We start from the raw sequence: 26410 nt of genomic DNA on the forward strand, positions 1-26410 counted from the left end.
AAATGGGAATTCCCCAACAACTTCTAATTCGCACAACATTTTTATTAGCTGCTGGCATGCCATTTTTGCAAGCCAACGCCATAACTCATTACCAATCTGGTATTTCAGACTCTGAGTGGCTACTTTCGGGCGATATTTTTTCGTGCAGTTTAACGCATCCCGTACCAAATTACGGTGAAGGTCACTTTATAAAAGAAGCCGGCGAGCCGATGAAGTTTATTTTGCAGCCGCAGAATGAAAAGCTTGGTCCTGGTCAGGTGTATATTATTTCGCAAGCACCAGACTGGTCGCCAGGCTTAAAGCCAGAAACCTTAGATATTCTGCCTTATCCTGGTTACGGTTTAACGGTTGAAGTGGGTGGCAAAGTGGCAGAGCGGATGTTGACAAGTTTGGATCGTGGTCGTCATCCTGTTGTTGCTGGAACCGCTTGGGAAAATAAACGTGAAACGATCGAAGTCGGCCTGTCGAATATTAACTTTGCTCCGGCTTACAATGAATTTAGGCGTTGTTTATCTAGCTTGTTGCCAGTTAACTACGATCAAATTGCGAGAACTGCCGCCTTGTTTCCGACTAATGGCGTAAACCTTACGGATCGAATCAAAGCTCGTTTAGACCTTGTGGCTTTGTATGTATCGTCCGATCCAAGCGTTGAATATATTTATATTGATGGTCATACGGATATCATTGGCTCTCGCCGAGATAATCGTGAGCTATCAAAAATACGAGCAGAAAAAGTTACGTCGTATTTACTTGAAAAGGGCGTGCCAGCAGGAAAAATTATTTCTCGTTACCATGGTGAACGTTATCCTTCTACCACGAATAATACGGCCCAAGGTCGAGAGCGTAACCGACGAGTCACCATTCGCTTGGAAAAAAATGACGCAAGTTGATTTATAAAGTTTTTGATTCTCGATAATTTATAAAAAGAGCTCTGTTTTACTGAATTATCTCAGTAGAGCAGGGCTTTTTACTTGCTAAGCAAGAATCGAGATCTTACACTTACGCTCACTTTTTTAAATTATTTGCGCCGCCATGTACTGGTTTAAAAGCACTGGTGTGGGAGCGCGAGCTTGTTAAGGAGAATAGAAATAATGTCTGACGTGAAGAAGGTAGTGCTTGCCTATTCTGGCGGCCTGGATACTTCCGTAATCGTGAAGTGGCTTCAAGAAGAGTATAACTGTGAAGTGGTTACCTTTACCGCTGATTTGGGTCAGGGTGAGGAAGTTGAACCAGCTCGTGCAAAAGCTCAAGCGTTGGGTATTAAGGAAATCTACATTGAAGATTTGCGTGAAGAATTTGTCCGCGACTTCGTTTTCCCAATGTTCCGTGCCAATACTATCTACGAAGGTGAGTACCTATTGGGTACGTCTATTGCGCGTCCTTTGATCGCTAAACGCTTGATCGAAATTGCCAATGAAACCGGCGCAGATGCCATTTCTCACGGCGCAACAGGTAAAGGTAATGACCAAGTACGTTTTGAACTTGGTGCTTATGCGTTGAAACCGGGCGTTAAAGTGATTGCTCCTTGGCGTGAATGGGACCTAACGTCGCGTGAAACCCTAATGGCATACTGTGAAGAACACAAAATCCCAGTGGACTTTTCAACCAAGAAGAAAAAATCCCCTTATTCTATGGATGCTAACTTACTGCATATCTCTTTTGAAGGGGATCAGCTGGAAGATCCATGGACAGAGCCAGAAGACGATATGTGGCGTTGGTCTGTGTCTCCTGAAGATGCGCCAAATGAAGCGACTTACATTGAAATTGGTTACGAAAAAGGCGACCCAGTTTCTATCAATGGTGAAGCTATGTCTCCTGCTACTATCTTGGAAACATTGAACAAGATTGGTGGCGCGAATGGTGTTGGTCGTGTTGATATTGTAGAGAACCGTTTTGTTGGTATGAAAGCGCGTGGTTGTTATGAAACACCTGGCGGCACCATCATGATGAAAGCACATCGCGCGATTGAGTCTATTACGCTGGATCGTGAAGCGATGCACCTGAAAGATGAGATGATGCCTCGTTATGCAAAAATTATTTACAATGGTTTCTGGTGGTCTGAAGAGCGTCGCATGATGCAAGCGATGATCGACACGTCTCAGAAATACGTTAATGGTACGGTTCGTCTTAAATTGTACAAAGGCAACGTGACCGTTGTTGGCCGTCAGTCTGACAACAGTTTGTTCGACAGCTCTATTGCAACATTTGAAGACGATGCTGGTGCTTACGATCAGAAAGATGCAGCAGGCTTCATTAAGCTAAATGCTCTACGTATGCGTATTGCTGCTCAGAAAGGCCGTGGTTTTCTAGATAGCGACAAGTAACCGCTTGTTGATTTAGAAAAAATAAGCTTTCAAAAAACGCTCCATTCTTGCAGAATTGGAGCGTTTTTTATTTTTGTACACTTGGTCAGTGTTTGCTGCTGAATTGATATAGTATGCTGAACACACAGTAGAATAAAATGTGCCGATACGATCGGCACGCTGATCTTGAAGGAAGAGAACTATGACAATTTATAACTTTGGCTCGATTAACCTCGACCACCTTTATCAGCTAGATCATTTTGTTCGACCAGGCGAGACTATAGCGTCTAGTAGTTACCAGTGTTTGCTGGGAGGGAAAGGGGCAAACCAATCTGTTGCTCTTGCTAAGGCCGGCGCTGATGTAAAACATGTCGGCGCAATCCATCACAGTGATCAAACCGTGATTGATCAGCTAGAGTCCTTTGGCGTGGATACTGGACTGATAAATCGCATTGATGTGCCGACGGGCCATGCGATTATTCAGTTAACGAAAGAAGCAGAAAATTCGATCATTTTATACCAAGGTGCAAATCATGCGCTGACGGAAGAGCAGGTTGATCAAGTGTTGTCGCAAGCGAACGCTGGCGATTGGGTATTGTTGCAAAATGAAACTAATCTTATCGAATACATCATGCGCAAAGCGCAAGAGAACCAGCTTAAAGTCGCATTCAACCCAGCGCCCATGGATGCTGAATTGACGAAGCAGGTGCTTGCTTTTGTTGACCTATTAATTGTCAATGAAGTAGAAGCCATGGATTTAATTGGCACAACGGATATAGACAGTACTATCGCCGCTTTTCCTACAGCTTATCCTGACATGGCTGTATTGATGACGCTTGGCAAAGCGGGCGTTTGCTACTTTACTGGAAAAGAGAGCGATCAAGAGAACACTGAAGAAATGTTGTCAGTAAAAGCATTTTCTGTTGAAGCAGTAGATACCACAGCCGCTGGCGATACGTTTATTGGCTTTTGCCTGTTTTCTCTAATGAATGGTGAAGATATGACACAGGCGATTACTCGTGCCTGTGCCGCATCGGCTATTTGCGTTACTCGCTTAGGCGCTGCCGTTGCTATCCCAACACAAGACGAAGTGACTGCCTTTCTTGCTAAGAACAGTTAGTTCAAAAAATTAGCTAAGAATGCTCAGCCAAAATTATATAGCCAACAACGAATTGCTAAAAGAGGAACTGAAACATGGCTCGCAAGATTATTATTGATACGGATCCCGGTATAGACGATGCAATGGCGATCTTCTTCGCCTTTCAAGCGCCACAGCTTGATGTGTTAGGTCTAACGACAACCTTTGGCAATGTGCCAGTGGATTTAGCGACGCAAAATGCGATTACATTGACAGAGATTGCTAAGGTAAATGTGCCTGTTGCAAAAGGGGTTGCAGTACCAAGCAAGATTGCGCCACGCCCACACCCAGATTTTGTTCATGGCACTGATGGCTTCGGTAATATTAATTGGCCAACACCCAAAGGTAAGGCGATTGAAAAAAGTGCCGCGCAGTTTATCGTTGATACCGTACGTGAGTTTCCGGGTGAGGTAACTATTATTGCTCTTGGGCCATTGGGTAACTTGGCAAAAGCCCTTGAACTGGACCCTGAAGTAGCTAACTTGGTCGACGAAGTTGTGTTGATGGGCGGCACTGCAATTGAATACGGTAACGTATCACCCGTTGCTGAGGCAAATATCATGAACGACCCACATGCGGCAGATCTTGTTTTTACTGCACCTTGGCAAGTCACCATGATTGGCTTGGATGTGACGCATCAAGTCTTGCTGGATAACCCGATTCTAGAACGTATTAGAGAAGCTAATCCGACGGAAGGTGGCTTCTTATACGATTGTGCTCAGCACTACATTAATTTTTACAGCAGTCGCTTTGATATGAATGGTTGCTACTTCCATGATGCATCGACGATTGCTTATGTAATGGACCCAAGTATTTTTGGCGTAGAGCTTGGTGCTGTGCGTGTTGCTTGTGAAGGCATTGGTATTGGGCAAACGATTTTTGCGCCGCAAGGAATGAGTTTCCCCGAACCGCATTGGAATGATGTTCCAATGACGCAGGTTTGTATGGAAGTGGACAGTGAAAAATTGTTGGCCTTGTTTGAGACAACATTGTCTTAAACCGTTAGAATGGCGTAATCAAACTTGAAGGCATGGAATATTACTTCCATGCCTTTTTTATTTATAAAGAGAAATATATGAAATTATTAGTAAGAAACCTTGCTCGCAACACTACTGAAGATGAATTGAGAAGCTTGTTTGCTGTTCATGGTACTTTGCAGTCTTGTACCGTTGTAATGGATAAAGAGACAGGTGAGTCTAAAGGCTTTGCGTTTGTTGAAATGCCAAAAGTTGGTGAAGCTAAAGCCGCGATAAAGACTCTAAACGGTATGGACGTGGATGGCTCTAAAATCCGTGTGAAGAAAGCAGAAGAGACGGCTAATAAAGCGGAAGGTGATTCTAACTAAATAAAGTTTAGAGTGGTTCTTTTTCCTAGCTTAGTTTTATTTTAAGCTAGGAATGAGCATCGGCGAACTCTTTAATAAAGGCAAGGTCTTTGTCTGATATCGTATGATAAACGAGTTTAAAGTAATGTTTGTTATGTTCGTTAAATACATCCAATTGTGGGTCGCATAATGCTTTAAGTGTGGCTGTTTTTCCCTCATGAATTGCCTTTAGTTCTATCTTTACCAGTTTTGATCCGTGCAGACCGTCTGGTGCTTCCACCTCGAGCATTTTTGTGGAGATGTGTGTGCAATGAATAGGCATCACTGTGCCATTGGTTAAATATAGGGAACCAGTCCAAAAGCAGCGGACATAAGGTGAATGTGTAATAGACATTGGTATTATCCTTTACTAGTGAAGATCCAAGGTCGCAGATGGCGCTTATAAAACAGCCATTATAGAGCAAGTAGGGTAGCCATTATAGTGTAAGATAACAGCCAAGTGATAGCTGAATAAAATTGATATGAATCAAGATGTTGCCGGAAAAAAATCGCAACATCTTGATTGTCGGGAGGGTTATAAGGTAGGCGAGAGTCTTTTAGTTTTGCTGCCTAATTGTCTCGCCTAATGCGTTGATTAGACTGTCGATTTCGGATTGTTCTGTTGTAAATGGCGGTGCTAATTGAATAGTATCAGCGCCATAACGTACATAATAACCTTTGTCCCACATGGCCATCGCGATTTGGAATGGACGCTTCGCTGGCTCGCCATCAAGCGGCGCAATAGTAATACCTGCCGCAAATCCATAGTTACGAATATCCGTGACCATAGGACTGGCGTCTTTCAGCTGGTGGACGCTGTTTTCCCATGCAGAGCTCATGTTACTAACTCGTTCAATCAAGCCTTGCTTCTTAATTTCTTCAAGGGACGCTAACCCTGCTGCACAGGCTATAGGGTGAGCAGAATAGGTGTAACCATGAGGGATTTCCAGCATGTAGTCAGGGCCGCCGTTATCCATGAAGGTGTCGTAGATCTCCTGTTTAAAGGCGACAGCGCCCATTGGTATAACGCCATTAGTTACTTGTTTCGCCATGGTAATCACATCAGGCGTGACCCCAAAGGCTTCTGCGCCGGTTTTTGCTCCCATGCGTCCAAAAGCGGTAATAACTTCATCAAAAATTAATAAAATATTGTGCTGATCACAGATCTCGCGCAAACGTTGTAAATAACCTTTTGGTGGCACAATGACGCCTGCGGAACCAGACATAGGTTCAACAATGACTGCCGCAATGTTAGATGCATCGTGCATCATGATGAGGTTAAGTAAATCATCAGCGCGCTCTTTACCTTGTTCAGCCATGCCTTTGGAGAACTCGGTGCCCGGCACTTGGGTGTGAGGCAAGTGATAAGACTCTAACCCCTGACCGTAAAGTGTTCGATTTGCAGGAATGCCGCCTACGCTGAAGCCCGAAACACTGGCGCCATGGTAGCCTTTGGCACGACCAATAAATTTGGTCTTTGTTCCCATGCCCTTTTTACGCCAGTAGGCGCGCGCTACTTTCAGTGCTGTGTCGACAGATTCGGAACCTGAACCAGTGAAGAAAATACGATTTAATCCCGCCGGCATAAATTCGGTAATTTGCTCAGCTAACAAGAAAGATTTTTCGTGACCGAATTGAAAAGCAGGGGAGTAATCGAGAGTTTTGACTTGTTGCGCTACCGCTTCATTAATCGCTGGAACACTATGACCTAAGCCACAGGTCCATAAGCCAGATAGACCGTCAAAAACCTTTCTGCCGTCACTGTCGGTGTAATAGTTACCCTTAGCAGAGGTGATAATACGAGGATCTTTTTTAAATTGACGATTGCCTGTGTAGGCCATCCAATGTGCATCAAGCTGAGCTTGGGTTAAACGGTGACTCATGGCATTCTCCCTCTATAAAAGTGAAATCTAATAGAGTAAGAATGCCGAGCTAGGAAGGTTTAATAAATTTGATGTTATTTAAATTTAGATTACTTTTTAGTTAACTAAAGAAGCTTAACTAAACTAGGTTGAAGTCTTGTCTTTGTATTCACATAAATCTTCAATGATGCAGGCATCACATTTAGGCTTGCGAGCGACACAAATGTAACGACCATGGAGGATCATCCAATGGTGAGCATCCAAAAGAAACTCCTTCGGAACAAATTTCAACAGCTTCATTTCCACTTCTAAAACATTTTTGCCTGGTGCTACCTTCGTGCGATTACCAAAGCGGAAGATATGCGTATCGACTGCCATAGCGACTTGTCGAAAGGCTGTATTCAGAACGACGTTAGCCGTTTTACGGCCAACACCGGGAAGGGCTTCTAGCTCTTCGCGAGTTTCTGGTACAACACTGCTGTGTTTCTCGATTAGGATCTGGCAGGTCTTGATGGCATTTTCGGCTTTAGCGTTAAACAGGCCGATGGTTTTGATGTAGTTTTTTAGACCATCAACGCCAAGTGCCAACATGGTTTCTGGTGTATTGGCGACAGGAAAAAGCTTGCGTGTTGCTTTATTGACGCTTACATCAGTGGCTTGTGCTGAAAACAAAACTGCAATCAAAAGCTCAAAAGGCGAACTGTATTCCAGCTCGGTTACGGGATTTGGGTTTTCAGCTCGTAAGCGAGAAAAAATCTCGTAGCGTTTGTCTTTGTTCACTTTGCAATGCCTTTATTCATTTTTTTTTGAAATAAAAGTTAACTTACTTGCCCAGTCACACGAACTCGTTTTGAAACACTTGGGCCGTCTTTGGCTTTTTGAGCCGCAATGCGTTTTTTCTCGCGTTCGTCTAGGTAGTTTTTACCGGCAATCAAGAGCCCTAAACCAATGAAGGCGCCAGGAGGTAGTACGGCAAACAAGACATTCGGGTAGTTTTCAAATATGACAATTTTCCAATGAGTAGCCATGTCGCCAAACAATAGCTGCATATCTGAAAACAGTGTACCTTGTCCAATTAGTTCACGCATTGCGCCTAAGGCAACAAGAATAAACATGAATCCTAAGCCCATCATAAAGCCATCAAGCGCCGAAGGCAGTACTGAGTTGCGGCTGGCAAAGGCATCTGCACGGCCAAGAATCGCACAGTTGGTTACGATTAGTGGGATGAAAATTCCCAGAATTTGATACAGTTCGTAAGTGTACGCCTGCATTATTAATTCGATGCAGGTGGTGAACGAAGCGATGATCATTACAAATGCAGGTAGACGAACCGCATCCGCAACATAGTTACGAATAATAGAAACCGCAATATTAGAACCGACTAATACGACCATGGTTGCTAACCCAAGGCCTAAGGCGTTAACGACAGTGCTGGTTACCGCGAGCATAGGGCATAGACCCAGCAACTGAACAAGTGCTGGGTTATTTTTCCAAATGCCGTTGTAAATGATTTCTGCGTAATTCGCGCTAGGCTTACTCTCGTCTTGAGTAGCGTCACTTGTGGCTGTTTCTGCGCTCATTTTCATTGGATTATCCTAATACGCTAGCAGCGTATCTCTGTGTTGATCAAAATAAATTAGAGTATTTTTTACGGCACGAACGACAGCGCGAGGAGTAATGGTTGCACCGGTAAATTGGTCGAAATCTCCACCGTCTTTTTTCACGCCCCAGCCTTTTAGGGTTGGGTTTTCTAACGATGTATTAGCAAAGCTTAAAATCCATTTGGATTTTTTAAGGTCTACCTTGTCTCCCAGCCCCGGTGTTTCTTTATGGCTGATGACTCGACTGCCAGTGACGACGCCATTTTTATCGATGGCAACTAACATGTCTAAATTGCCGTTATAGCCCCGTGGTGCAATAGTCTCGAAAATGATGCCTGAAACTTCGCCATTCTTACGGGCGATGTGAATCTTGATTCCTTCCTCGCTGCCAAGTAATGGATCAGCAGACAGCGTCGCTGTGTCTTTGGTTAAATCATTGTCGTATAAGTCGGCTGGCAAGATTTCATTGAAAGCTGAAATTTGTGCATCCAAAATATTATTCTTGATCGTGTGATCTGTCAGCTGATGGGTGATGGCAATTAAGCCAGCAGTCAGTACAGCGAAAATAGCCAAACCAAGGCTGTTACGACGAACAGAGGCGAATAATTCCATTAGTTATCTTCTCCAACTTTTAAACCGGATTTGGCTTTTTTATGGCCATAGGTTCTCGGTTGTGTGTAGTAATCGATTAAGGGGGCTGCAAAGTTCATTAGCAAGACGCCAAATGCTACACCGTCGGGGTAGCCGCCCCAAGAGCGAATGATGTAAATCAAGATACCAATACCGGCACCATAAATTAGCTTGCCGCGATTACTGGTGCAGGAAGACACAGGGTCGGTTGCGATAAAGAAGGCGCCAAACATCGCCGCACCAGTGGTTAGGTGGAAAAATGGCGTTGCAGTGTTGCTCGGGTCGATCAAGTGGAATACGCCTGCCATTACTAGCAAGGCGCCTAAAAGTGCTGCTGGCGTGTGCCAAGTGATAATGCGCAACCAGATCAGCCCAAGACCACCGACAAGGTAAGCTGCATTTACCCAAAGCCAACTATTTAAACTTGGTCCTTGAAGTGCTGCGATATTGCTAAAGGCGGCTTGCGAATCTAATAGGTCTTTGTGTTTAAAGCCATCTAAAGGCGTCGCCATAGTGTAACTATCGATCACGGGTAAATGATGAAAAATAGCTTGTAAGCTTTGCATGAAAGACAATGTTTCACCAGCAGGAATCATGCTTTGCACGCCAAGCCATTGACTCATTGGCACTGGAAAAGACACCAATACAATGGCATAACCGACCATAGCAGGGTTGAACGGATTATTTCCCAAGCCGCCATAAAGTTGTTTGGCAAAGATAATCGCAAACGCCACTGCTGTCACCGTAACCCACCAAGGCACAACGGGAGGCAAAGCAACGCCCAACAGTACAGCCGTTAATAGCGCGCTGTAATCTTTCAAGAAGAAACCGACAGCACGACGACGAATCGCCAAAATAGCCGCTTCGCTTAATAATGCTGTGATACAGGCAATCATCAGATTAATTAGCGTCCCCCAGCCAAACAGCCAAGTCTGTACGACTATGCCGGGGATGGTCGCTAAAATGACCATCTGCATCACCCAAGAGGTGCGACGTCCTGCACGTTGTGTATGGGGGGAGGTAATCCTCAATAGTGCCATTTAACGATTCTCTTGCATGTTGGTTTGCGAATGAATAAGTTTTTCTAACAAGGTTTCGGCGCTCTGTAGGCGTTTCTCGGCAGCGCCAATTTCTTGGCGGATGCTGTTGGCGTCTTCTGGTGAGTTTTCAAGACGCTTGTTGAGTTTGTTTATTTGCGCTTTTGCTAGTGCCACCGCGATTTTTTCTTTTTTGATCTGGGTTGCTAAATCCATTTCTGGTTCGACTTTGGCTTCGCTGTCAGCCGTTGAATTAGCAGTTTTCTCTGCTGGAGAGGAAGCTGGAGTCGGCGTTGCTGCTGGTGCGCTCTCATTTGCTTCCAGAGCGGCTAGTTTTTGCTGTGCTTCAATCAATTTTTTAGGCCATTCTGATGCTTCTATCTCGCTTTCGTCCTTGCTTTGGTCTTTTAGAAGCTGAATGTTCTTTTCGGCTTTTTTGATGCCTGCCTTGGCGATAGCTAGGTCGATTTTACGTTTCTTAGCAGCATCGGCATCGATATTTGTCGTGGCAGCAGGCGCACTGGCTTCTTTTGCGACGGAAGGTGTCGATGTCTCTGCTGCTTGATCTTTTTCAAGAGCGGCGAGTTTATCCTGTGCTTCTTTTAGTTTGCTTGGCCATTCAGAGGCATTGATTTCTGCCTCATCCTTACCTTGCTCTTTCAGAAGCTGAATGTTTTTCTCGGCTTTTTTAACGCCTGCCTTGGCAATGGCTAGGTCTATCTTGCGTTTTTTGATCGCGTCGGCATCAAGGTTGGTTGCAGGTTTTGCTTGTGCCGGAACTGCCTTGGGGGCCGTTGCTTCTGGGTTAGCTAAGGCTTTTTCCAGTTCATCAGCTCGTTGTTGTGCTTCTTTTAATTGCTGGCGAATCGCATCGATTTCAGGCGCGTTTATTTCTTCCGCTTTCTTTAATGCCTTCTCGACTTTCTTCACTGCCGCTTTGGCAATGGCTGCATCGATTTTTAGCTTTTTCAATTCATCGCTAATTGAGGCTTTTGGTTCAGCTGCTGCCGTGCTTGTGCTTGTGCTTGCTTGAGTGTTTTCACTTAGCTTGCTGACTGTGTCTTGCGCGGCTTTTAGATCGGTTTCAAAAGCGCTGATCTTGTCTTTCAACTCTTGATCATCTGGTGTCTCAATAAGCTGTTTTTGCAGTTTCTTCAGTTTCACGCCAATCAAGGCCACATCAACTTTGGCTTTTTTCAGCTCGTCGCTAACAGGCGCAGGGCTGGCTTTGGCGGTATTTGCCACTGGAGCAGCAGGCGCTGCGCTTGGAATTTGCGCAAGCTGTTCTTCCAGTGATGCGATGGTTTTTTCTTGATCAGTGACTTGCAGTTGCAAGCTGTTGATCTCTTCCACGTGTTCGTTTTCTTGCGCTTCAAGCAGCTGTTTCTGTAGCTTTTTCAATTTGGACTTGCCAATGGCGATATCCACTTTGAGCTTTTTCGATTCATCACTCGTCACAGGCGCAGCAGCGGCCGTTGGAGCTGGTTTTGCTGGTGCTGCTTTCTTCTTGTCTGTCGCTTTGTCTGAGGTTGCTTTTTGACGGGCAAGGCGTTTGGCTTCTTTCTCCGCGGCTTCTGCATCTTGACGAGCTTTACGAGCTTCAAAGCGTTGTTTCGCCAAGTCTGATTTGACATTAGCTTCACGAGCTTCACGGATGCTGCTCTTGGAATGACGGTAATATTGCACCAACGGAATGCTGCTTGGGCAAACATAAGAGCAAGCACCGCACTCGATGCAGTCAAATAGGTTATGGTGTTCGGCTTTTTCGAACTCTTGGCTTTTACTGAACCAAAGTAATTGCTGAGGTAGTAAGCTGGCAGGGCAGGCTTGTTCACACATGCCGCAACGGATGCAGGCTTGCTCAGGGGCTGGTGGCGGCAGTTCTTTTTTACTCGCCGCCAAGATGCAGTTACTGGTTTTGACAATAGGCACGACAGCTGAATCTAGGGTATAGCCCATCATTGGCCCACCCATGATCAAACGACTGAGTTTTTTTGGTTCAGAATCGGCGTACTCTAATAAATGCGCTACCGGTGTACCAAGCAAAACTTCGACATTTTGTGGATTTTTTAACGCATCGCCAGTTAAGGTGGTAAAGCGTGAAATCAGCGGCTTACCTAGTGTAACGGCATCGTGAACGGCTACACAGGTGCCGACATTTTGACATAAAACGCCAATGTCTGCTGGGTACTGTCCACTGGGAACTTCTTTGCCCGTTAACAACTGGATTAATTGTTTTTCGCCGCCAGAAGGGTACTTAGTGGGTACAACCGCAATCTGAATTTTGCTATTGCGTTCGGTCAATACGGATTTTAACGCTGCAATGGCGGTGGGTTTGTTGTCTTCAATGCCAATAACAATGTTATCTGCTTCAACAAGGTGTTGAAGTATCTCGATGCCTAACACTAACTCTAAGGTTTTCTCACGAATCAACATGTCATCAGCGGTGATGTAAGGTTCACATTCTGCTGCGTTAATAATGAAATGCGTTAGCGGATTCTTGTGGGCACCTTGCAGTTTTACCTGAGTTGGGAAGCCCGCGCCCCCCATGCCGATAATGCCCATTTCAGACAAATACGCCAACACATCTGTTTTGCTAATGTCTTGCCAATTATTCAGTGGTTCAAGCGTTGTCCATGTTTCATTGCCGTCAGGCGACAGGATAATACACAAGTCGCTCAAACCAGACGGGTGAGCAATAAGGCGTTCTTCAATAGCGGCAATAGTGCCAGAGGTTGGCGCGTGTAAAAAGCTGCTCAAGAAGCCGTTGTTAATAGCGATGGTTTCGCCTTTCAATACCTTGTCACCGACTTTGACCAAAGGGCGAGAACTCTGACCAATGTGTTGGCCAAGGGGCAAAATAAGCTCGTTTGGTAAGCTTGGACGCCCTAAAGGTAGCTGCAAAGATTGGGCTTTGTTTTCCGGTGGATGAATGCCACCATGAAAAGAAAAAACGTTTGCTGTTTGTTGTTTTCCTACTTGCATCAGTGCGTAACCTCCGCTTGGCGGTCGGTGGCAATAATGTTTAACGAGGTTGCCGCGATACCCTGCGGTTTGTCCCAAGACCAAGTTTTCGCTGTCACGCCTACTTCTACCATATCAATACAATCTACGGGACAAGGCTCAACACAAAGGTCACAGCCTGTGCATTCATCCGCAATGACGGTGTGCATTTGTTTTGCCGCGCCTAAAATTGCGTCTACAGGGCAGGCTTGAATACACTTGGTGCAGCCGATACATTCGTCTTCGCGAATAACTGCAACCCGTTTTGCGTTTTCAGTGCCGTGATCGCCGTCCAGAGGAACGGCTTCTACATCTAATAAATCCGCTAGAGCTTGGATAGTGACCTGGCCGCCGGGAGGGCAATGGTTAATGGCCTCACCGTTGGCGATAGCTTCGGCATAAGGGCGGCAACCAGGGTGACCACATTGGCCGCACTGAGTTTGTGGAAGTAGTGCATCGATCTGATCGACAATCGGGTCGCCTTCTACGTGGAAGCGCACATTGGCGTAACCTAAAATTGCGCCAAAAATAAGCGACAAAAGAACTAAGATCCCGATAGCGAGTAAAACAGTAAACATCGTCAGGCTCCTAAATCTGCACTAGGGCGGTGAAGCCCATGAAAGCGAGAGCCATAAGGCCTGCGGTAATCATACCTATAGCAGAGCCTTTAAAAACAGTCGGCACATCCGCTACATTAATACGCTCGCGCATGGCTGAGAATAAAATCAATACGAAGGAGAAACCCACCGCAGCGCCAAAACCATAAAGAATAGATTCAACAAAGCCATTTTGCTTGCTGATGTTTTGCAGTGCGACGCCTAATACCGCACAGTTTGTGGTAATCAAGGGTAAGAAAATACCTAATACCCGATAGAGTAATGGACTGGTTTTATGGACGACCATTTCGGTGAACTGTACAACCACTGCAATTACCAAGATAAAGGAAATGGTTTGCAGGTACTCAAGGCCAAATGGCTGAAGTATGTAGGTATAAGTGAGGTAGCTACACAGGCTCGACAATGTCAAAACAAAGGTCGTCGCCATTGCCATACCAATAGAGGTTTCTAGTTTCCCAGATACACCCATAAAAGGGCATAAGCCCAGAAATTGTACCAGTACAAAATTGTTAACCAGAATGGTACTGACCAGTATCAGGAGATATTCAGTCATTTTATGTCCAATAATAGGAGATCATTCTATGACGGTGTGTAAACGACATCGTAGTGTGGATCTCATAAGAGTAAGTTTATTGATTTTAGACACTTTTAGACAAAGTATCTGTGAGCGTAACTATACCAATCTGCTTATAACTAACAAGACTAAAGCTGATCTATTTTTAGTTTGATTTGGTATATAGATAATAGGTTATGCTTATATAAGTTCGATTTATGGGTTTTTATCAATACCAATGCCCACCTTATTAAGAATGTTTCTTATTTACTAAGGTGAGCATTGGTTTTTATACCATTTTAGAGTATCGCTAAGACGCTCTGTTGTTTGCTTAATCGCCGCTTACATCACACGTTGGCCAGGTTTTGCACCAGTGTGCGGTTCTAGTAGATAAATTTCTTCACCGCCAGGCCCAGCGGCTAAGACCATGCCTTCTGACATGCCAAACTTCATTTTACGTGGTGCCAGGTTTGCCACCATCACCGTGTGTTTGCCTTCTAAGTCTTCAGGCTTATAAGCTGACTTGATGCCAGAGAATACGGTACGAGTTTCACCGCCGATGTCTAAGGTTAATTTTAGTAGTTTATTGGCTTTCTCAACATGCTCAGCTTTAACGATCAAAGCAATGCGTAAATCTACTTTCGCGAAGTCATCAAAATTGATTTCGGCTTCGATTGGCTCTTTGCTCAGTTCAGTTTCCGCTTGCGTTGGTTGCGCCGCTTCTTTTGCTGCAGCTTCGGCCGCCGCTTCCACTTTACCTTCTTCGATAATGGCATCGATTTGAGTCTGCTCAATACGACCCATTAGCGGCTTGAATTTGTTTACCGTGTTGCCAAACAATAATTCGCTACGGTTATCCCAAGTTAGCTCTTTGCCAAGGAAGGCTTCGGCGTCGGTTACCATGTTTGGCATGACGGGTTTTAGATAAGTGGCTAAAATACTGAACAAGTTCAAGGCAACCGTACAAACGTCCTGAACTTTCGGTAAAGTCGCTTCGTCTTTTGCTAACACCCAAGGCGCTTGAACGGCAATGTATTCGTTTGCTACGTCAGCAAGGCGCATGATTTCACGAATGGCTTTACCGTATTCGCGGCTCTCGAAATGCTCAGCAATCACATCGCCAGCGTCGATGAAGGATTGAATCATGTCCGCTTCGCTAACGTCAGTCGCCAATTGACCATCGAACTTCTTGTTGATGAAGCTGGCGGTACGGCTGGCAATGTTAACCACCTTGCCAACTACGTCAGAGTTTACTCGTTGCAAGAAATCGCCTAGGTTAAGGTCGATATCATCAACACGAGAGTTTAGTTTAGCGGCATAGTAGTAACGCAAGTATTGCGGGTCTAAATGCTTCAAGTAAGTACGGGCTTTAATAAAAGTACCGCGCGATTTAGACATCTTTTCGCCGTCAACGGTAACGTAACCGTGTGCATTAACCCCTGTTGGCGTGCGGTAGCCTGCACAATGCAACATAGCTGGCCAGAACAAGGCGTGGAAGTTGATAATGTCTTTACCAATAAAGTGATAAAGCTCAGCATCAGAATCTTTGCTCCAGTAATCATCAAATTCTAAACCTTCCGTGCGATCACATAAGTTTTTAAAGCTCGCCATGTAACCAATCGGTGCGTCTAGCCAAACGTAGAAGTACTTGCCCGGCGCATCTGGGATTTCAAAGCCGAAGTAAGGTGCATCACGGCTGATGTCCCATTCTTTTAATCCAGAATCTAACCATTCAGATAGCTTGTTCGCAACTTGGTCTTGCAGGGTGCCGCTGCGCGTCCATTCTGCTAGGAAATCTTGGAAATCTGGTAATTTGAAAAAATAATGCTCAGAATCTTTTTCAATCGGCGTCGCACCAGAATAAACAGAGCGAGGGTTGATCATTTCCATTGGCGTGTAAGTCGCAGAACAGACCTCACAGTTGTCGCCGTATTGATCTTCTGCTTTACACTTAGGGCAAGTTCCCTTGATGAAACGATCTGCAAGAAACATTTCTTTTTCTGGATCGTAGGCTTGCACGATAGAGCGAACAGCGATTTTGCCATTCTCACGAAGAGCCGTGTAAATGCTGTTTGATATCTCGCGGTTTTCGTCAGAATGAGTAGAGTGGTAATTGTCGTAACCAATCAGGAAGTCATTAAAGTCCGCCATGTGCTCTTGGCGAACTCCGTCGATTAACTCTTCTGAGGTAATACCATTCTGCGCGGCTTTAATCATAATTGCTGTACCGTGTGCATCATCCGCACACACTGCTGTACAAAGATGGCCGCGCATTTTTTGAAAACGCACCCAGATATCGGTTTGGATGTGTTCCAGCATATGCCCCAAATGGATAGAACCATTGGCATAAGGAAGGGCGCTGGTGACTAAAATTTTGCGTTGCGTTTGTGCCATTTTTGATAAGCCTGCTGGATTAAAAAAGGTCGGGTATTCTATCAATAATTAGACACAGATGACGAATAAATAAAGCGCCTAAAGAATAGATAGTCTAAAAAGGCGTCATTATAAGTCTCAATCTGCCGCGTGCAAGAGCTTGTCTCTGTCTCTAGGCTTGCTTTTCTTCAATTTGCCCCCACACTTGGCACAACGTTCAATTATTTATAATCACGCCTTATAAGGAATCCCCATGCTAACTGATGCCCAACTACAGGCGAGTTTAGAAGCTCTAATCGACGACAATACCGGCCAACCTTATGGTGCTGTTTGGAAGATCGTCACAGATGATAACCGTGTTCATGTGACCTTGACACTTGGCTATCCAGCGCATAAACAGCAAGAGGTACTGGAAGGCAAAATCAAAGAACTCATGGACGATTCACGTAACCTAGTGTTAGACATCGACTTCCAAGTTAAAAGCCAAGCAACCCAGGGCAATATCGCAGGACTAAAAGGCGTGAAGAACATCATCGCCGTCGCGTCTGGTAAAGGCGGCGTGGGTAAATCCACCACTACGGTTAACCTTGCCCTTGCCATGGCAAAAGAGGGGGCTCGTGTTGGTATTCTGGATGCGGATATTTACGGCCCAAGCCAAGGCATGTTACTTGGTTTCGCCGAAGGTACTCGTCCCCAAGTTCGTGAAGATAAGTTTTTTGTACCGCCAACTGCGTTTGGTGTGCAAGTAATGTCCATGGCATTTCTGACCACCAAAGACACGCCGGTGGCGTGGCGTGGCCCAATGGTGACCGGCGCCTTGATGCAGATTTTGACGCAAACCGATTGGAACGATCTCGATTACTTATTTATCGATATGCCACCGGGCACCGGCGACATTCAACTGACCCTGGCGCAAAAAGTTCCCGTGGCAGGCTCTGTCATCGTAACCACACCGCAAGACATTGCCTTACTCGATGCACGTCGCGGCATTGAAATGTTCAATAAGGTGAAAATCCCAGTGTTGGGCGTGGTTGAAAACATGTCGACGCACATTTGCTCCAACTGTGGTCACCACGAAGCCATTTTCGGTGATGAAGGCGGCGTGAGCCTAGCGAAAGAATACAGCGTCAATGTATTGGGGAAATTGCCATTAAGCTTAGCGATCCGCGAACAGAGCGATGCTGGCCGCCCCATTGTCGTCAATGCGCCAGAAAGTGATACCGCAGACATTTATCAGTCGATTGCACGCAAGCTTGGTGCTACCCTTGCATCCCAACAAGGTTCTGAACAAGGTGAGCAATTCGCCATGCCGACTATCAGCATGAGCGACGACTAAAAAGCGCCAGCATCAGAGCGATTAAATAGAAAATTGAGGAAAAGAAATGCGTTTGTGTGACCGAGATATTATTAAAGCTCTAGACGAAGGTTCTATTGTCATCGAACCTCGCCCCGACAACAGCGTCATCAGTGGTGTCTCCGTTGACCTACGATTGGGTAATTCGTTTCGCGTCTTTCAAGGTCACCCAGCACCTTACCTTGACTTAAGCAGCTCAAAAGCCGACTTAAGCAAAGTCATTGAATCCGTCATGAGCGAAGAAATTATCGTCGAAGACGGCAAGCCTTTCTTTATCCATCCTGGTGAACTCGTGCTTGGCGTCACCAAAGAATCTGTCACCGTACCTGATAACCTAGTCGGCTGGCTCGATGGGCGTTCTTCCTTGGCGCGCCTTGGCTTAATGGTTCACGTCACCGCACACCGCATCGATCCAGGTTGGAGCGGCGGCATCGTTTTAGAGTTCCTTAACGGCGGCAAACTGCCTATCGCCTTAAGCCCCGGCATGACCATCGGCGCCATCAACTTTGAAACCATGTCAGGGGCGGCGGATCGTCCTTATAACAAGCGGGATAACGCTAAGTACAAAGACCAGACCTCCGCGGTTGGTAGCCGGATTTCCGGCGAGAACTAGTTTTCAGTTTCTTCCCCTTTCTTCAAGGGGAAGACGGAAGATGGGGTTAATCTCTTCTTTGGTTTCCATTCAAACGCTTTGTATTCCCAACCTTTATTCCGCTCTGCTGAGCGGGTAACTTTTGTCCAGATCCACAAAAGTAACCAAAAGGTCTCTTTATCGGGCTATCGCCCAAACGTCTCATTCATATTGTTTAATACTGGTTTAGCAACACGATTTTTGCCGTAAGGCATAGATTGTTCTTGTGGATTCTAGGAAGAGTGTTTTTAACTGACCCTGAAATTCCATAGGGTCGCGCAACTTCGTCGCGTCGAACTGACTTCATGTGTGATGCTGTTTTTTGTAGGGCGAGATGAGGGAGGTACGACCGCTTTCTGTAATATAAGAGTGCCGCTGAAAGCGAAGCTTTCTTTGTATTGTTGGTGGCTTTTGTAACCTGATTGTATATATTTTTAGGCTAATAAATGTACAGTCTTGTTGACATTAACGTCTGAGATAATGATACTAAACATGTAGATGACGTGGCGGTAGAGGCATCCCCACATGAAAAACACCAACCTCATTTGAAGTCGCGGCGGTAGAGGTATCCCCGCAATAAATAGCATCAACCTCAATGGAAGTTCTACTCAAAAAGCCCTTATTTTATAAGGGCTTTTTGTTTTTTATAACAAGGATGGTTATGAAAATTAGGCTGTTAACAGAAGCTGCTTACAATCGAATAATTATACTAAAAGAAACCATGAGCAAAAAAGATCGTGGTTATGGTGTGATTCCAATCAAGATTAAAAATATCACCTTTGCGATTCCATTCAGAAGCAATATGGCTCATAAACATGGGTTTAAAACCATATTCCACAATGGTGTATGGAATGGCGTTGACTACTCCAAAGCCATCATCATCACAGAAGACGACCTACAACCCAAAGCCTTTAAACTTCGTAGTGAAGCGGAATACCAAAAAGTAAAAAATAACAAAGACAAAATTCAACGGCAATTTGAAAAATACGTAAACGACTATGTCTCACAGGCCAAATTGGGAAAGCTCCCAAATCTACAGCGCTTTGGTTACACCACATTGATAAATTACCATGAAGAGTTTGGAGTAGGGGATAGCAGTATATAGGCGCTTATTATAAGGAAACGTTATTAGTAAAACGGGTCAGGTCATAAGGTCTGAAAGGCGATCATTGCCTAATGCCCAGCATTCGAGTAAAAAGAATGATACTGCCATAAAAGATAAAGGCAAATCCCCTATATAGGCAACACAGCCGTTCAACAGTGGGTTATAGCCATGGTTTCGCTACTGTATAACCGCTTAGTCGTTATGTTTCCACAAGGAGGAAGTGAGTGAGCTTCGATATAGTTGAATTTACAGGCCGGTTAGAGCATGTAATACGAGGTTCCATAAATGGTGTCTCTGGGCATGAGTGGGATGAAGATTTTATTACGATAAATCTTCTCAGAGATATTCGAAATGAATTATCAGGATCAAGGTTTACTGGCAGGGATAGTAGAGGCAGCATTGATTGGCAGATTTATAAATTAAAAGGAACGTTCGAAAATAACTATGGCGATGTAGCTCTGGTTGTAAATATAAATTACAAGGATGGAACATCAATTAACGGAGCGGCTTTTTTGGAAGCCAAAAAACGGGATTGGCGAAAGACAACCTTTGGTGCAATGAAGATCCCACAAGCAAAAAGAATTCTTAAAAATGCACCAAGATCACAATATCTGCTTTATGACTATGAGGAAATAACTAATTTTTTGAATGGTTCGTTGCACCTAGAAGAAATAAGTCCCTTCTATCATAGTAGAGGGTTGCAAGTTCCATTTGCGCCAGTAACTAGGGCTGTGTGCGTTCCACTCAATCTTGCAGTTGCTACAGCATCTAAAGATACAATTCTTTATCGTCATAGTGTGCCATTATCCCAAATGCTATCAAACCGATACTTTCAAGGGCTGGACTTAGAGTTTGACGATCAGGCAAAACAGATAGCCACTGGTTTTTTGACAAAATTTGGTCTTCCAAAATATGTGGTAAAAGTAGACATCTCAGCTAACGAAGTAGATGGCAAAGACCAAGATCTTAGAGTGAATCAACAACATTACTTGCAATTAGATTAAAACATAACAAGTGACATGTTGCCGAACTGGTTTTCCGCTGCGCTCCAAACCAGCCGAAAATGCGGGCGTTTATAACACTTCAAACAGCTGCATCAAAAATATGAATATAAGGATTTAATATGAAGATAGTTGTACCAGAAGTTCAGATCTCTAGTGACTGTGGATTTCGTCCGGATATAGATATATTTAAACGAAAAGGCTTTGGTGAAAGACTTGCTAACCTTGTTGAAAATTCAGGTGGAAGTCCTGTTGTAGCATTGGATTCTGGCTGGGGTGAGGGTAAAAGTACATTTATAAAAATGTGGCGTGGTTATCTTGAAAATCACAGAGAACCGGAAATGATATCCATTTACTTTGACGCTTTTGAAAATGATTATCAGAAAGACCCATTTTTGACGTTGGCATCTGAAATTTATCAACTCATCAAAGTCAAAGATGAAGAAACGAAGACAAGGTTTAAGGATAAAGCTGCAAAGGCAGCTAAGTCTCTTTTCAGAGGGGCTTTGAAAGTGTCTGTTAAAGTAGGTACAGCAGGTCTTGTTGATGGTAGTGCTGTTGATGTGGCGGAAAAAGAAATATCGAACTTGGTTGCAGATCAAGTCGATGATTTGATAAAAGAAAGATTTGAACATGCAGAAAAAGATAAGTTGGCTCTCAAAGAGTTTAGGAATTACCTGTCAGATTTTGCTAGTGAAATTAATGGTGGTAAGCCGATCGTATTTATTATTGATGAACTTGATCGCTGTAAGCCTGATTTCGCTTTAGAGCTACTCGAACAAGTGAAGCACTTGTTTTCTGTTCAAGGTATAACTTTCCTTCTAGTTACCAATAGAGAGCAATTAGAAGAATCAATCAAATCCAAGTATGGTCAAGGAATCGATCCTACAAACTATCTTCACAAGTTCATCAATGTATGGTTAACGATGCCTCGTGCTTCAAGTGAATATGACGATCATGGTTGTCAGTTTTTAAAAAACGCTCTTTCTTCAATGAAAGAGGAAAATGAAGTTATATTAAACAATGAGTCAGTTTCTGTGCTGAATGATATCGTTAAGTTTTATCAACCATCATTCAGAGAGATAGAACGTATATTGTCTTATTTCTCCATCATAAATAATATGTTAGGCAGTCAACAATACACTGAAAATTATCAGTATATAATTGCAATGGTGTGTTACCTGAAAGCCTGTCAACCAAATTGTTTAAAATTGGTAAATGGGAAGTTAAATTATAGCTATATTATCGATGCTGCTAGGTTAGACGAAATCGGTTCCTCTGAGTCATATTCTTCTCTTCAATATGTTAATAAGCTTGTACGCTTCGACTTAGCTGACGAAGATACACGAAAACAAATGTTGGAAGAAAAGGAGATTCAAATGGTTCGAATGGGGCACACACCACAAAACTTGCTCAAAACAATTAGTTCATGGCTGTCGGAAATTAACCCTGGCTAACGGTGTTATAACAGAGCATTTAAGAGTGATTCCCAACGCTTGTCATTTTAAATTCAGGGTTAAGTTTTGTGTTTATAGCGCAACGGTTTAGGCTCGTGGTAACGTTGCTCACACCTTAATGCGACGTTAATAGCCCCTTCGACGCAATCCCGATTGCGCTACCCTATTGAGTTTCTGGGTCATTGTTTGACGAGCTATCTCTTACTAAATAACCAATCTATGCCTTACGATAAAAGTCGTGTTGCTAGGCGCGATGTTTAACAATGTGAATGAGACGTTTGGGCGATAGCCCGAAAAAGAAATTAACCCTATCCTGACCTTACCCTTGGAAGACAAAAGGGGATGACTAACTCTAATCTTCCGTCAAGTATCCGTACAAGTTGAGTGTGTTTAAAATTTGCACTATAATCTCTAATATTGCGGAATACATCCGTACATAGGAGGGGCTATGGCAACGGCACGTTTAGATATCCGTCTTGATGAAGAGATCAAGGCAAAAGCTGAAAAGGCATCGGCTTTACTTGGTTTAAAAAGTCTTACTGAATATGTCGTGAGGCTTATGGACGAAGATGCCACTCATGTTATCGAAGAGCATGAAAGTATTGTGGTTAAAGACAGCGTCTTTGACGAGTTTATGGCGGCGTGTGATAAGGCAAAAGCACCAAATCAAGCTTTGCTTGAAGCGGCCAAATTTACAGGTGAGAGTGGTATTAGGTGAGTTGGGGTAAAGAGTTCGTAGAGCTTAGTAAATCAAAGCATGACCGAAATTCATTCGACTGTGGTGAAGAAGAGCTCAATACATTTATCAAAACTCAAGCAGCAAAGCACATGCAAGCAGGTATTAGCCGAACGATGGTGTTACCCAGTGCTCAGCCGCTGTTAAATCAAAAATACGCTATTTGTGCGTTTTATAGTGTTGCCCCGAGTTCTATCAGCCGCGAAACATTACCGACACGACTAGCAAATAAACTTCCTAGATATCCCATCCCCGTTTTTCTTTTGGCTCAATTGGCCGTGCACAAAGAATTTCATGGTTCAGGACTCGGAAAGGTGAGTCTAATTCGTGCGCTGAAGTATTTGTGGGAAGTGAATCATCACATGAGAGCGTACGCGATTATTGTGGACTGCCTGACAGCTTCCGCTCAAGCGTTTTATACGAAGTTCGGCTTTGAAGTACTGTGCGAACATAATGGGCGTGTTCGTATGTTCTTACCTATGAAAACGATAGAACAGCTTTTTAATTAATAGGCCATGAATCTAACCATGTGAATGAGGTGTTTGGACGATAGCCCAAAGAAGAAATTAACCCCATCCTAACCTTCCCCTTGGAAGACAAAAGGGGAAGGGACTAAGCCACCGACCAGCAGGGCTGAATAAAGGTCGTGAATCCAAAGTGTTTGAATGGAATCTAAATAACGCGTCGGGCTAAAGCCGCGACCTACAAAAGACCACAAGAGCTTGATTCCCACTTTCGTTGGCACTTGGCCCCTTGTGGGAAATGACGTGTCTTCGGCCTATTTACACTCTGGAAGTCAGTTCGACGCGACGAAGTTGCGCGACTTTATGGGGTTTCAGGGTCATTAACAGAAAGCCTTTTTCGAACAGCAAGATCAATCTATGCCTTACGATAAAAAATCGTGTTGCTAGACGTGATGTTTAACAATGTGAATGAGACGTTTGGGCGATAGCCCGATAAAGAGACCTTTTGGTTACTTTTGTGGATCTGGACAAAAGTTACACGCCCAGCAGGGCGGAATAAAGGTCAGGAATCCAAAGCGTTTGAATGGAACCAAAGAAAACCCCATCCTCCGCCTTCCCCTTGGAGGACAAAAGGGGAAGGGACTAACCCCACGCCCAGAGGGGCGGAACCAAGCTTGCAAACTAGGAATCGTTGAGAAGTAACAGATATACTTGCAGATCAAAGAAAACTAACCCAACCACACGAAGTACCCCAATCTATGCGTTTACTAAAATCCTCTATCCACCCAAGTATCGAGTCTGTCGATCAGTCTTCCTTTTTACGCCTTGCTGCCCGTGGGATTATTTTAAATGGTGAGGATGTTTTAATGCTGTATACCCAGCGTTACGATGATTACACCTTGCCGGGTGGTGGGATTGATGAGGGTGAAAATCAAGTGGAAGGTTTGATTCGAGAGTTAACGGAGGAGACGGGTGCGCGGAATATTCGTAATGTCGAGGCGTTTGGTTTGTATGAGGAGTTTCGGCCTTGGAATAGGGATGGTTTTGAGGTCATGCAGATGAAGTCTTATTGCTACACCTGTGAAATTGACGAGCAGTTAGGCGAGACGAGCCTGGAAGATTACGAGGTCAATAATGGTATGAAGCCAGTGTGGATTAATGTTCACGATGCGATTAAACATAATCTCGATACGATTAAAAACAGCGATAAAAAAGGGATGTCGATTGAGCGGGAAACCTTTTTGTTATGCTTGATTAGGGATGAGTTACTGGTGGTTGTAAATTGAGGCCGATTCTGTATTTCACGCATTAGGGTTGAGAATGTTGACGAGAAAGTTTTTATGTTTATTGGTGTTTATTTTATTGCAGGGGTGTTCAAGCATTATGCCGAATTTAGGGGTTACAAATGGGAAGTTAGCGGCTTGTCCTAGTTCGCCAAACTGTGTGAGTAGTCAGGTCGAAGTCAATGATAAGCATTTTATTGAACCTATAGTGGTTAAAGGCTCCAGTGCCGATGCTCATGACAAGGTGGTTGCGGTACTGGAATCTTCGAAGCGAACTAAGGTTGTAGTGAATGAAGCGGATTATATTCATGCTGAGTTTACGTCGGCGGTGTTTCGTTTTGTCGATGATGTGGAACTCCTATTTTCGCAAGAACGCGATGGAGAAGTGGTTGTTAATATTCGGTCGGCGTCGCGAGTTGGGCATTCTGACTTTGGTGTAAATCGAAAACGTATGGAAGCCATTCGCAGTAAGTTACAGGAGTAATGTTTATGACGTTTGATTTGATGGGCAAGAAATAAGGTGGTTGATTCTCTTCTATTATTGTTCTTCTTCTATGGCTCTATAAGTCTTGTGACCTTTTGTTTCTATGGTGTAGATAAGTCCGCAGCTAAGCGGGGTAAGCATAGAATTCGCGAATCAATTTTGCATTTGTTATCTCTTTTTGGCGGTTGGTTTGGTGCTTTATTAGCGCAGAAGGTGTTTCGGCATAAGACGAAGAAGCGACGCTTTTTGGTAGTGTTTTGGCTGACGGTTGCGGTGAATGTTGCTGTAACTGGTTATGGTTTTTATTTTTCTCATTTCCCTAATTTTGGCTAATCTCGTTACGTTATGTAATAAGCATAGATTTTTCATTCAAACTCCGTAGATAATTAACGCTTATATGAAAGCGCTTTGATTAGTTGTCATCTACAATCCATAAATGACTCTGGTTTTTATCTTTAGGTGTAATGTTTTATGAAAAACAATGAGCTAGCCATTAGTCTTGCTGATGTAATGGAGCTGATGCTCGATGCAGTTTGTGTTGTTGATCGCAATGGGAGTTTCGTTTTTGTTAGTGCGGCTTTTGAGAATATGTTTGGTTATGCGCCTTGTGAAGTGATTGGTACGCCTATGGTTAATATGGTGTATCCCGAGGATAGAGAAAAAACGCTAGTCGTAGCCGAGTCTGTCGTTGCTGGTGAAGTTTTACCACGTTTTGAAAATCGCTGGGTGCGTAAAGATGGCAAGGTGGTGAATGTTCTGTGGTCGGCTAGATGGTCTGAAGAGCATCAGGTTAGAATTGCAGTGGCCCATGATATTTCCGAACGCAAGGAAATGGAGGCACAGCTGCTTTACGCGGCGGGCCATGATGATTTGACGAGTTTACCGAATCGTACTTTGTTGTTAGATCGTTTGCAGTCGTCGTTAATGTTAGCGAAGCGTGAGAAAGCGGTTTTATCTGTTTTGTTTATAGATATTGACGGTTTTAAAGACATTAATGATGGTTATGGCCATGCGGTTGGTGATTTGCTGTTACAGCAAATTGCAACAAGACTAGTAGCCTGTGTCCGTAAATCAGATACTGTTGGGCGTCTTGGTGGTGATGAATTTTTAATTATTTTAAATAAGATAAATAATACGGAAAGTGCTGCTTTGGTGGCTGAAAAAATTCGTATGGCTTTATCCGAAGAGTTTATTGTTAAAGGCTCTTCATTGTCTGTTGCTGCTAGTATTGGTATTGCCTGTTACCCTGAAAACGGTAAAGAGCCATTAGACTTGGTGCAGTCTGCCGATCATGCTATGTACCAAGCCAAAAATAATGGTGGCGATAAGGTTATTTTAGCTACTTCTTAGGCTTTTTTGCTTTAGGATGTGCTTTGGGTTATTGAGCCCTTCTTATCGAGAAGGTAATATTCTTG

The 26410-nt window shown here is 44.0% G+C and carries 27 protein-coding genes; 16 read left to right on the plus strand and 11 right to left on the minus strand.

Annotation, left to right across the window (positions count from 1 at the left end; translation table 11 throughout):
• The first annotated feature begins 2 nt into the window (after nt 1-2).
• The 5 genes from DFP80_RS00830 to DFP80_RS00850 all read left to right on the plus strand — a co-directional run bounded on the left by DFP80_RS00830 (nt 3) and on the right by DFP80_RS00850 (nt 4786).
• Entirely contained in the window at nt 3-890 is an 888-nt protein-coding gene (locus DFP80_RS00830) for a flagellar protein MotY (protein ID WP_113914915.1), read from the plus strand.
• A 201-nt stretch (nt 891-1091) separates the two neighbouring features.
• Nucleotides 1092-2324, plus strand: a complete 1233-nt coding sequence (locus tag DFP80_RS00835; RefSeq protein ID WP_113914916.1) for an argininosuccinate synthase — start codon at nt 1092-1094, stop codon at nt 2322-2324.
• Between the two features lie 181 nt (nt 2325-2505).
• On the plus strand, nt 2506-3423 hold the full coding sequence (locus DFP80_RS00840) for a ribokinase (RefSeq protein WP_113914917.1): 918 nt from the start codon (nt 2506-2508) through the stop codon (nt 3421-3423).
• A 74-nt stretch (nt 3424-3497) separates the two neighbouring features.
• The gene (locus DFP80_RS00845; RefSeq protein ID WP_113914918.1) at nt 3498-4439 is read left to right on the plus strand and encodes a nucleoside hydrolase; all 942 of its coding nucleotides are present in this window, start codon (nt 3498-3500) and stop codon (nt 4437-4439) included.
• A gap of 77 nt (nt 4440-4516) precedes the next feature.
• Nucleotides 4517-4786 carry an RNA recognition motif domain-containing protein gene (locus DFP80_RS00850; protein WP_113914919.1) on the plus strand — a complete coding sequence of 90 codons (270 nt, stop codon included), beginning with the start codon at nt 4517-4519 and terminating at the stop codon, nt 4784-4786.
• 46 nt (nt 4787-4832) lie between these two features.
• Here the strand turns inward: DFP80_RS00850 and DFP80_RS00855 are convergent, their stop codons facing one another.
• The 10 genes from DFP80_RS00855 to metG form a co-directional block, all read right to left on the minus strand.
• The gene (locus DFP80_RS00855) at nt 4833-5159 is read right to left on the minus strand and encodes a hypothetical protein (RefSeq protein ID WP_113914920.1); all 327 of its coding nucleotides are present in this window, start codon (nt 5157-5159) and stop codon (nt 4833-4835) included.
• Between the two features lie 202 nt (nt 5160-5361).
• Nucleotides 5362-6687, minus strand: coding sequence for an omega-aminotransferase AptA (gene aptA, locus DFP80_RS00860; protein ID WP_113914921.1), 1326 nt, complete (start codon nt 6685-6687; stop codon nt 5362-5364).
• A 123-nt stretch (nt 6688-6810) separates the two neighbouring features.
• Complete coding sequence (gene nth / locus DFP80_RS00865; RefSeq protein ID WP_113914922.1) at nt 6811-7446, minus strand: endonuclease III; 636 nt, start codon at nt 7444-7446, stop codon at nt 6811-6813.
• 38 nt (nt 7447-7484) lie between these two features.
• Nucleotides 7485-8246: an electron transport complex subunit E gene (locus tag DFP80_RS00870; RefSeq protein WP_241560188.1), complete on the minus strand. Its 762-nt coding sequence runs from the start codon at nt 8244-8246 to the stop codon at nt 7485-7487.
• A gap of 15 nt (nt 8247-8261) precedes the next feature.
• Complete coding sequence (rsxG, locus tag DFP80_RS00875) at nt 8262-8879, minus strand: electron transport complex subunit RsxG (RefSeq protein WP_113914924.1); 618 nt, start codon at nt 8877-8879, stop codon at nt 8262-8264.
• Nucleotides 8879-9937: an electron transport complex subunit RsxD gene (rsxD, locus tag DFP80_RS00880; RefSeq protein ID WP_113914925.1), complete on the minus strand. Its 1059-nt coding sequence runs from the start codon at nt 9935-9937 to the stop codon at nt 8879-8881. Before rsxD ends, rsxG begins: the two co-directional genes overlap by 1 nt.
• Complete coding sequence (gene rsxC / locus DFP80_RS00885) at nt 9938-12919, minus strand: electron transport complex subunit RsxC (protein WP_113914926.1); 2982 nt, start codon at nt 12917-12919, stop codon at nt 9938-9940.
• On the minus strand, nt 12919-13515 hold the full coding sequence (gene rsxB / locus DFP80_RS00890) for an electron transport complex subunit RsxB (RefSeq protein ID WP_113914927.1): 597 nt from the start codon (nt 13513-13515) through the stop codon (nt 12919-12921). The genes rsxC and rsxB overlap by 1 nt, the downstream gene beginning before the upstream one ends.
• 10 nt (nt 13516-13525) lie before the next feature.
• On the minus strand, nt 13526-14107 hold the full coding sequence (gene rsxA, locus DFP80_RS00895; RefSeq protein WP_012069258.1) for an electron transport complex subunit RsxA: 582 nt from the start codon (nt 14105-14107) through the stop codon (nt 13526-13528).
• Between the two features lie 342 nt (nt 14108-14449).
• Nucleotides 14450-16501 carry a methionine--tRNA ligase gene (gene metG, locus DFP80_RS00900; protein WP_113914928.1) on the minus strand — a complete coding sequence of 684 codons (2052 nt, stop codon included), beginning with the start codon at nt 16499-16501 and terminating at the stop codon, nt 14450-14452.
• A 232-nt stretch (nt 16502-16733) separates the two neighbouring features.
• On the opposite strand from metG, the gene apbC reads away from it, so the two are divergent.
• The 7 genes from apbC (at nt 16734) to DFP80_RS00935 (ending at nt 23273) form a co-directional block, all read left to right on the plus strand.
• Complete coding sequence (gene apbC, locus DFP80_RS00905; protein WP_113914929.1) at nt 16734-17816, plus strand: iron-sulfur cluster carrier protein ApbC; 1083 nt, start codon at nt 16734-16736, stop codon at nt 17814-17816.
• Between the two features lie 46 nt (nt 17817-17862).
• Nucleotides 17863-18447: a dCTP deaminase gene (gene dcd / locus DFP80_RS00910; RefSeq protein ID WP_113914930.1), complete on the plus strand. Its 585-nt coding sequence runs from the start codon at nt 17863-17865 to the stop codon at nt 18445-18447.
• A 679-nt stretch (nt 18448-19126) separates the two neighbouring features.
• Nucleotides 19127-19570, plus strand: coding sequence for a type III toxin-antitoxin system TenpIN family toxin (gene tenpIN, locus DFP80_RS00915; RefSeq protein ID WP_113914931.1), 444 nt, complete (start codon nt 19127-19129; stop codon nt 19568-19570).
• A gap of 224 nt (nt 19571-19794) precedes the next feature.
• Nucleotides 19795-20574: a hypothetical protein gene (locus DFP80_RS00920; RefSeq protein WP_113914932.1), complete on the plus strand. Its 780-nt coding sequence runs from the start codon at nt 19795-19797 to the stop codon at nt 20572-20574.
• Nucleotides 20575-20693: 119 nt separating this feature from the next.
• Entirely contained in the window at nt 20694-22028 is a 1335-nt protein-coding gene (locus DFP80_RS00925; protein ID WP_113914933.1) for a KAP family P-loop NTPase fold protein, read from the plus strand.
• Between the two features lie 448 nt (nt 22029-22476).
• Entirely contained in the window at nt 22477-22746 is a 270-nt protein-coding gene (locus tag DFP80_RS00930; RefSeq protein WP_113914934.1) for a type II toxin-antitoxin system TacA family antitoxin, read from the plus strand.
• A complete protein-coding gene (locus DFP80_RS00935; protein WP_113914935.1) occupies nt 22743-23273 on the plus strand; it encodes a GNAT family N-acetyltransferase in 531 nt (176 codons plus the stop codon). The genes DFP80_RS00930 and DFP80_RS00935 overlap by 4 nt, the downstream gene beginning before the upstream one ends.
• Before the next feature lie 68 nt (nt 23274-23341).
• On the opposite strand, the gene DFP80_RS20610 is transcribed toward DFP80_RS00935, so the two are convergent.
• Nucleotides 23342-23509 (minus strand): hypothetical protein, encoded by a 168-nt coding sequence (locus DFP80_RS20610; protein ID WP_158601337.1) that lies wholly within the window; start codon nt 23507-23509, stop codon nt 23342-23344.
• Nucleotides 23510-23986: 477 nt separating this feature from the next.
• Between DFP80_RS20610 and DFP80_RS00945 the strand changes: the two genes are divergently transcribed.
• The 4 genes from DFP80_RS00945 to DFP80_RS00960 all read left to right on the plus strand — a co-directional run bounded on the left by DFP80_RS00945 (nt 23987) and on the right by DFP80_RS00960 (nt 26345).
• Nucleotides 23987-24514, plus strand: coding sequence for an NUDIX hydrolase (locus DFP80_RS00945; RefSeq protein WP_113914937.1), 528 nt, complete (start codon nt 23987-23989; stop codon nt 24512-24514).
• A gap of 34 nt (nt 24515-24548) precedes the next feature.
• A complete protein-coding gene (locus DFP80_RS00950; protein WP_113914938.1) occupies nt 24549-24995 on the plus strand; it encodes a DUF1499 domain-containing protein in 447 nt (148 codons plus the stop codon).
• A 36-nt stretch (nt 24996-25031) separates the two neighbouring features.
• Entirely contained in the window at nt 25032-25328 is a 297-nt protein-coding gene (locus DFP80_RS00955; protein ID WP_113914939.1) for a DUF1294 domain-containing protein, read from the plus strand.
• 138 nt (nt 25329-25466) lie between these two features.
• Complete coding sequence (locus DFP80_RS00960) at nt 25467-26345, plus strand: diguanylate cyclase domain-containing protein (protein WP_113914940.1); 879 nt, start codon at nt 25467-25469, stop codon at nt 26343-26345.
• The last annotated feature ends 65 nt before the right edge of the window (nt 26346-26410 follow it).

The organism is Marinomonas rhizomae (genome assembly GCF_003315485.1).
In the GTDB taxonomy this organism is placed as follows: Bacteria; Pseudomonadota; Gammaproteobacteria; order Pseudomonadales; family Marinomonadaceae; genus Marinomonas; species Marinomonas rhizomae.

Coding starts and splice junctions, on each gene's coding strand:
- DFP80_RS00830 (WP_113914915.1), top strand. CDS start 3: ATGGGAATTCCCCAACAACTTCTAATTCGCACAACATTTTTATTAGCT.
- DFP80_RS00835 (WP_113914916.1), top strand. CDS start 1,092: ATGTCTGACGTGAAGAAGGTAGTGCTTGCCTATTCTGGCGGCCTGGAT.
- DFP80_RS00840 (WP_113914917.1), top strand. CDS start 2,506: ATGACAATTTATAACTTTGGCTCGATTAACCTCGACCACCTTTATCAG.
- DFP80_RS00845 (WP_113914918.1), top strand. CDS start 3,498: ATGGCTCGCAAGATTATTATTGATACGGATCCCGGTATAGACGATGCA.
- DFP80_RS00850 (WP_113914919.1), top strand. CDS start 4,517: ATGAAATTATTAGTAAGAAACCTTGCTCGCAACACTACTGAAGATGAA.
- DFP80_RS00855 (WP_113914920.1), bottom strand. CDS start 5,159: ATGTCTATTACACATTCACCTTATGTCCGCTGCTTTTGGACTGGTTCC.
- aptA (WP_113914921.1), bottom strand. CDS start 6,687: ATGAGTCACCGTTTAACCCAAGCTCAGCTTGATGCACATTGGATGGCC.
- DFP80_RS00870 (WP_241560188.1), bottom strand. CDS start 8,246: ATGAGCGCAGAAACAGCCACAAGTGACGCTACTCAAGACGAGAGTAAG.
- rsxG (WP_113914924.1), bottom strand. CDS start 8,879: ATGGAATTATTCGCCTCTGTTCGTCGTAACAGCCTTGGTTTGGCTATT.
- rsxD (WP_113914925.1), bottom strand. CDS start 9,937: ATGGCACTATTGAGGATTACCTCCCCCCATACACAACGTGCAGGACGT.
- rsxC (WP_113914926.1), bottom strand. CDS start 12,919: ATGCAAGTAGGAAAACAACAAACAGCAAACGTTTTTTCTTTTCATGGT.
- rsxB (WP_113914927.1), bottom strand. CDS start 13,515: ATGTTTACTGTTTTACTCGCTATCGGGATCTTAGTTCTTTTGTCGCTT.
- rsxA (WP_012069258.1), bottom strand. CDS start 14,107: ATGACTGAATATCTCCTGATACTGGTCAGTACCATTCTGGTTAACAAT.
- metG (WP_113914928.1), bottom strand. CDS start 16,501: ATGGCACAAACGCAACGCAAAATTTTAGTCACCAGCGCCCTTCCTTAT.
- apbC (WP_113914929.1), top strand. CDS start 16,734: ATGCTAACTGATGCCCAACTACAGGCGAGTTTAGAAGCTCTAATCGAC.
- dcd (WP_113914930.1), top strand. CDS start 17,863: ATGCGTTTGTGTGACCGAGATATTATTAAAGCTCTAGACGAAGGTTCT.
- tenpIN (WP_113914931.1), top strand. CDS start 19,127: ATGAAAATTAGGCTGTTAACAGAAGCTGCTTACAATCGAATAATTATA.
- DFP80_RS00925 (WP_113914933.1), top strand. CDS start 20,694: ATGAAGATAGTTGTACCAGAAGTTCAGATCTCTAGTGACTGTGGATTT.
- DFP80_RS00930 (WP_113914934.1), top strand. CDS start 22,477: ATGGCAACGGCACGTTTAGATATCCGTCTTGATGAAGAGATCAAGGCA.
- DFP80_RS00945 (WP_113914937.1), top strand. CDS start 23,987: ATGCGTTTACTAAAATCCTCTATCCACCCAAGTATCGAGTCTGTCGAT.
- DFP80_RS00950 (WP_113914938.1), top strand. CDS start 24,549: ATGTTGACGAGAAAGTTTTTATGTTTATTGGTGTTTATTTTATTGCAG.
- DFP80_RS00960 (WP_113914940.1), top strand. CDS start 25,467: ATGAAAAACAATGAGCTAGCCATTAGTCTTGCTGATGTAATGGAGCTG.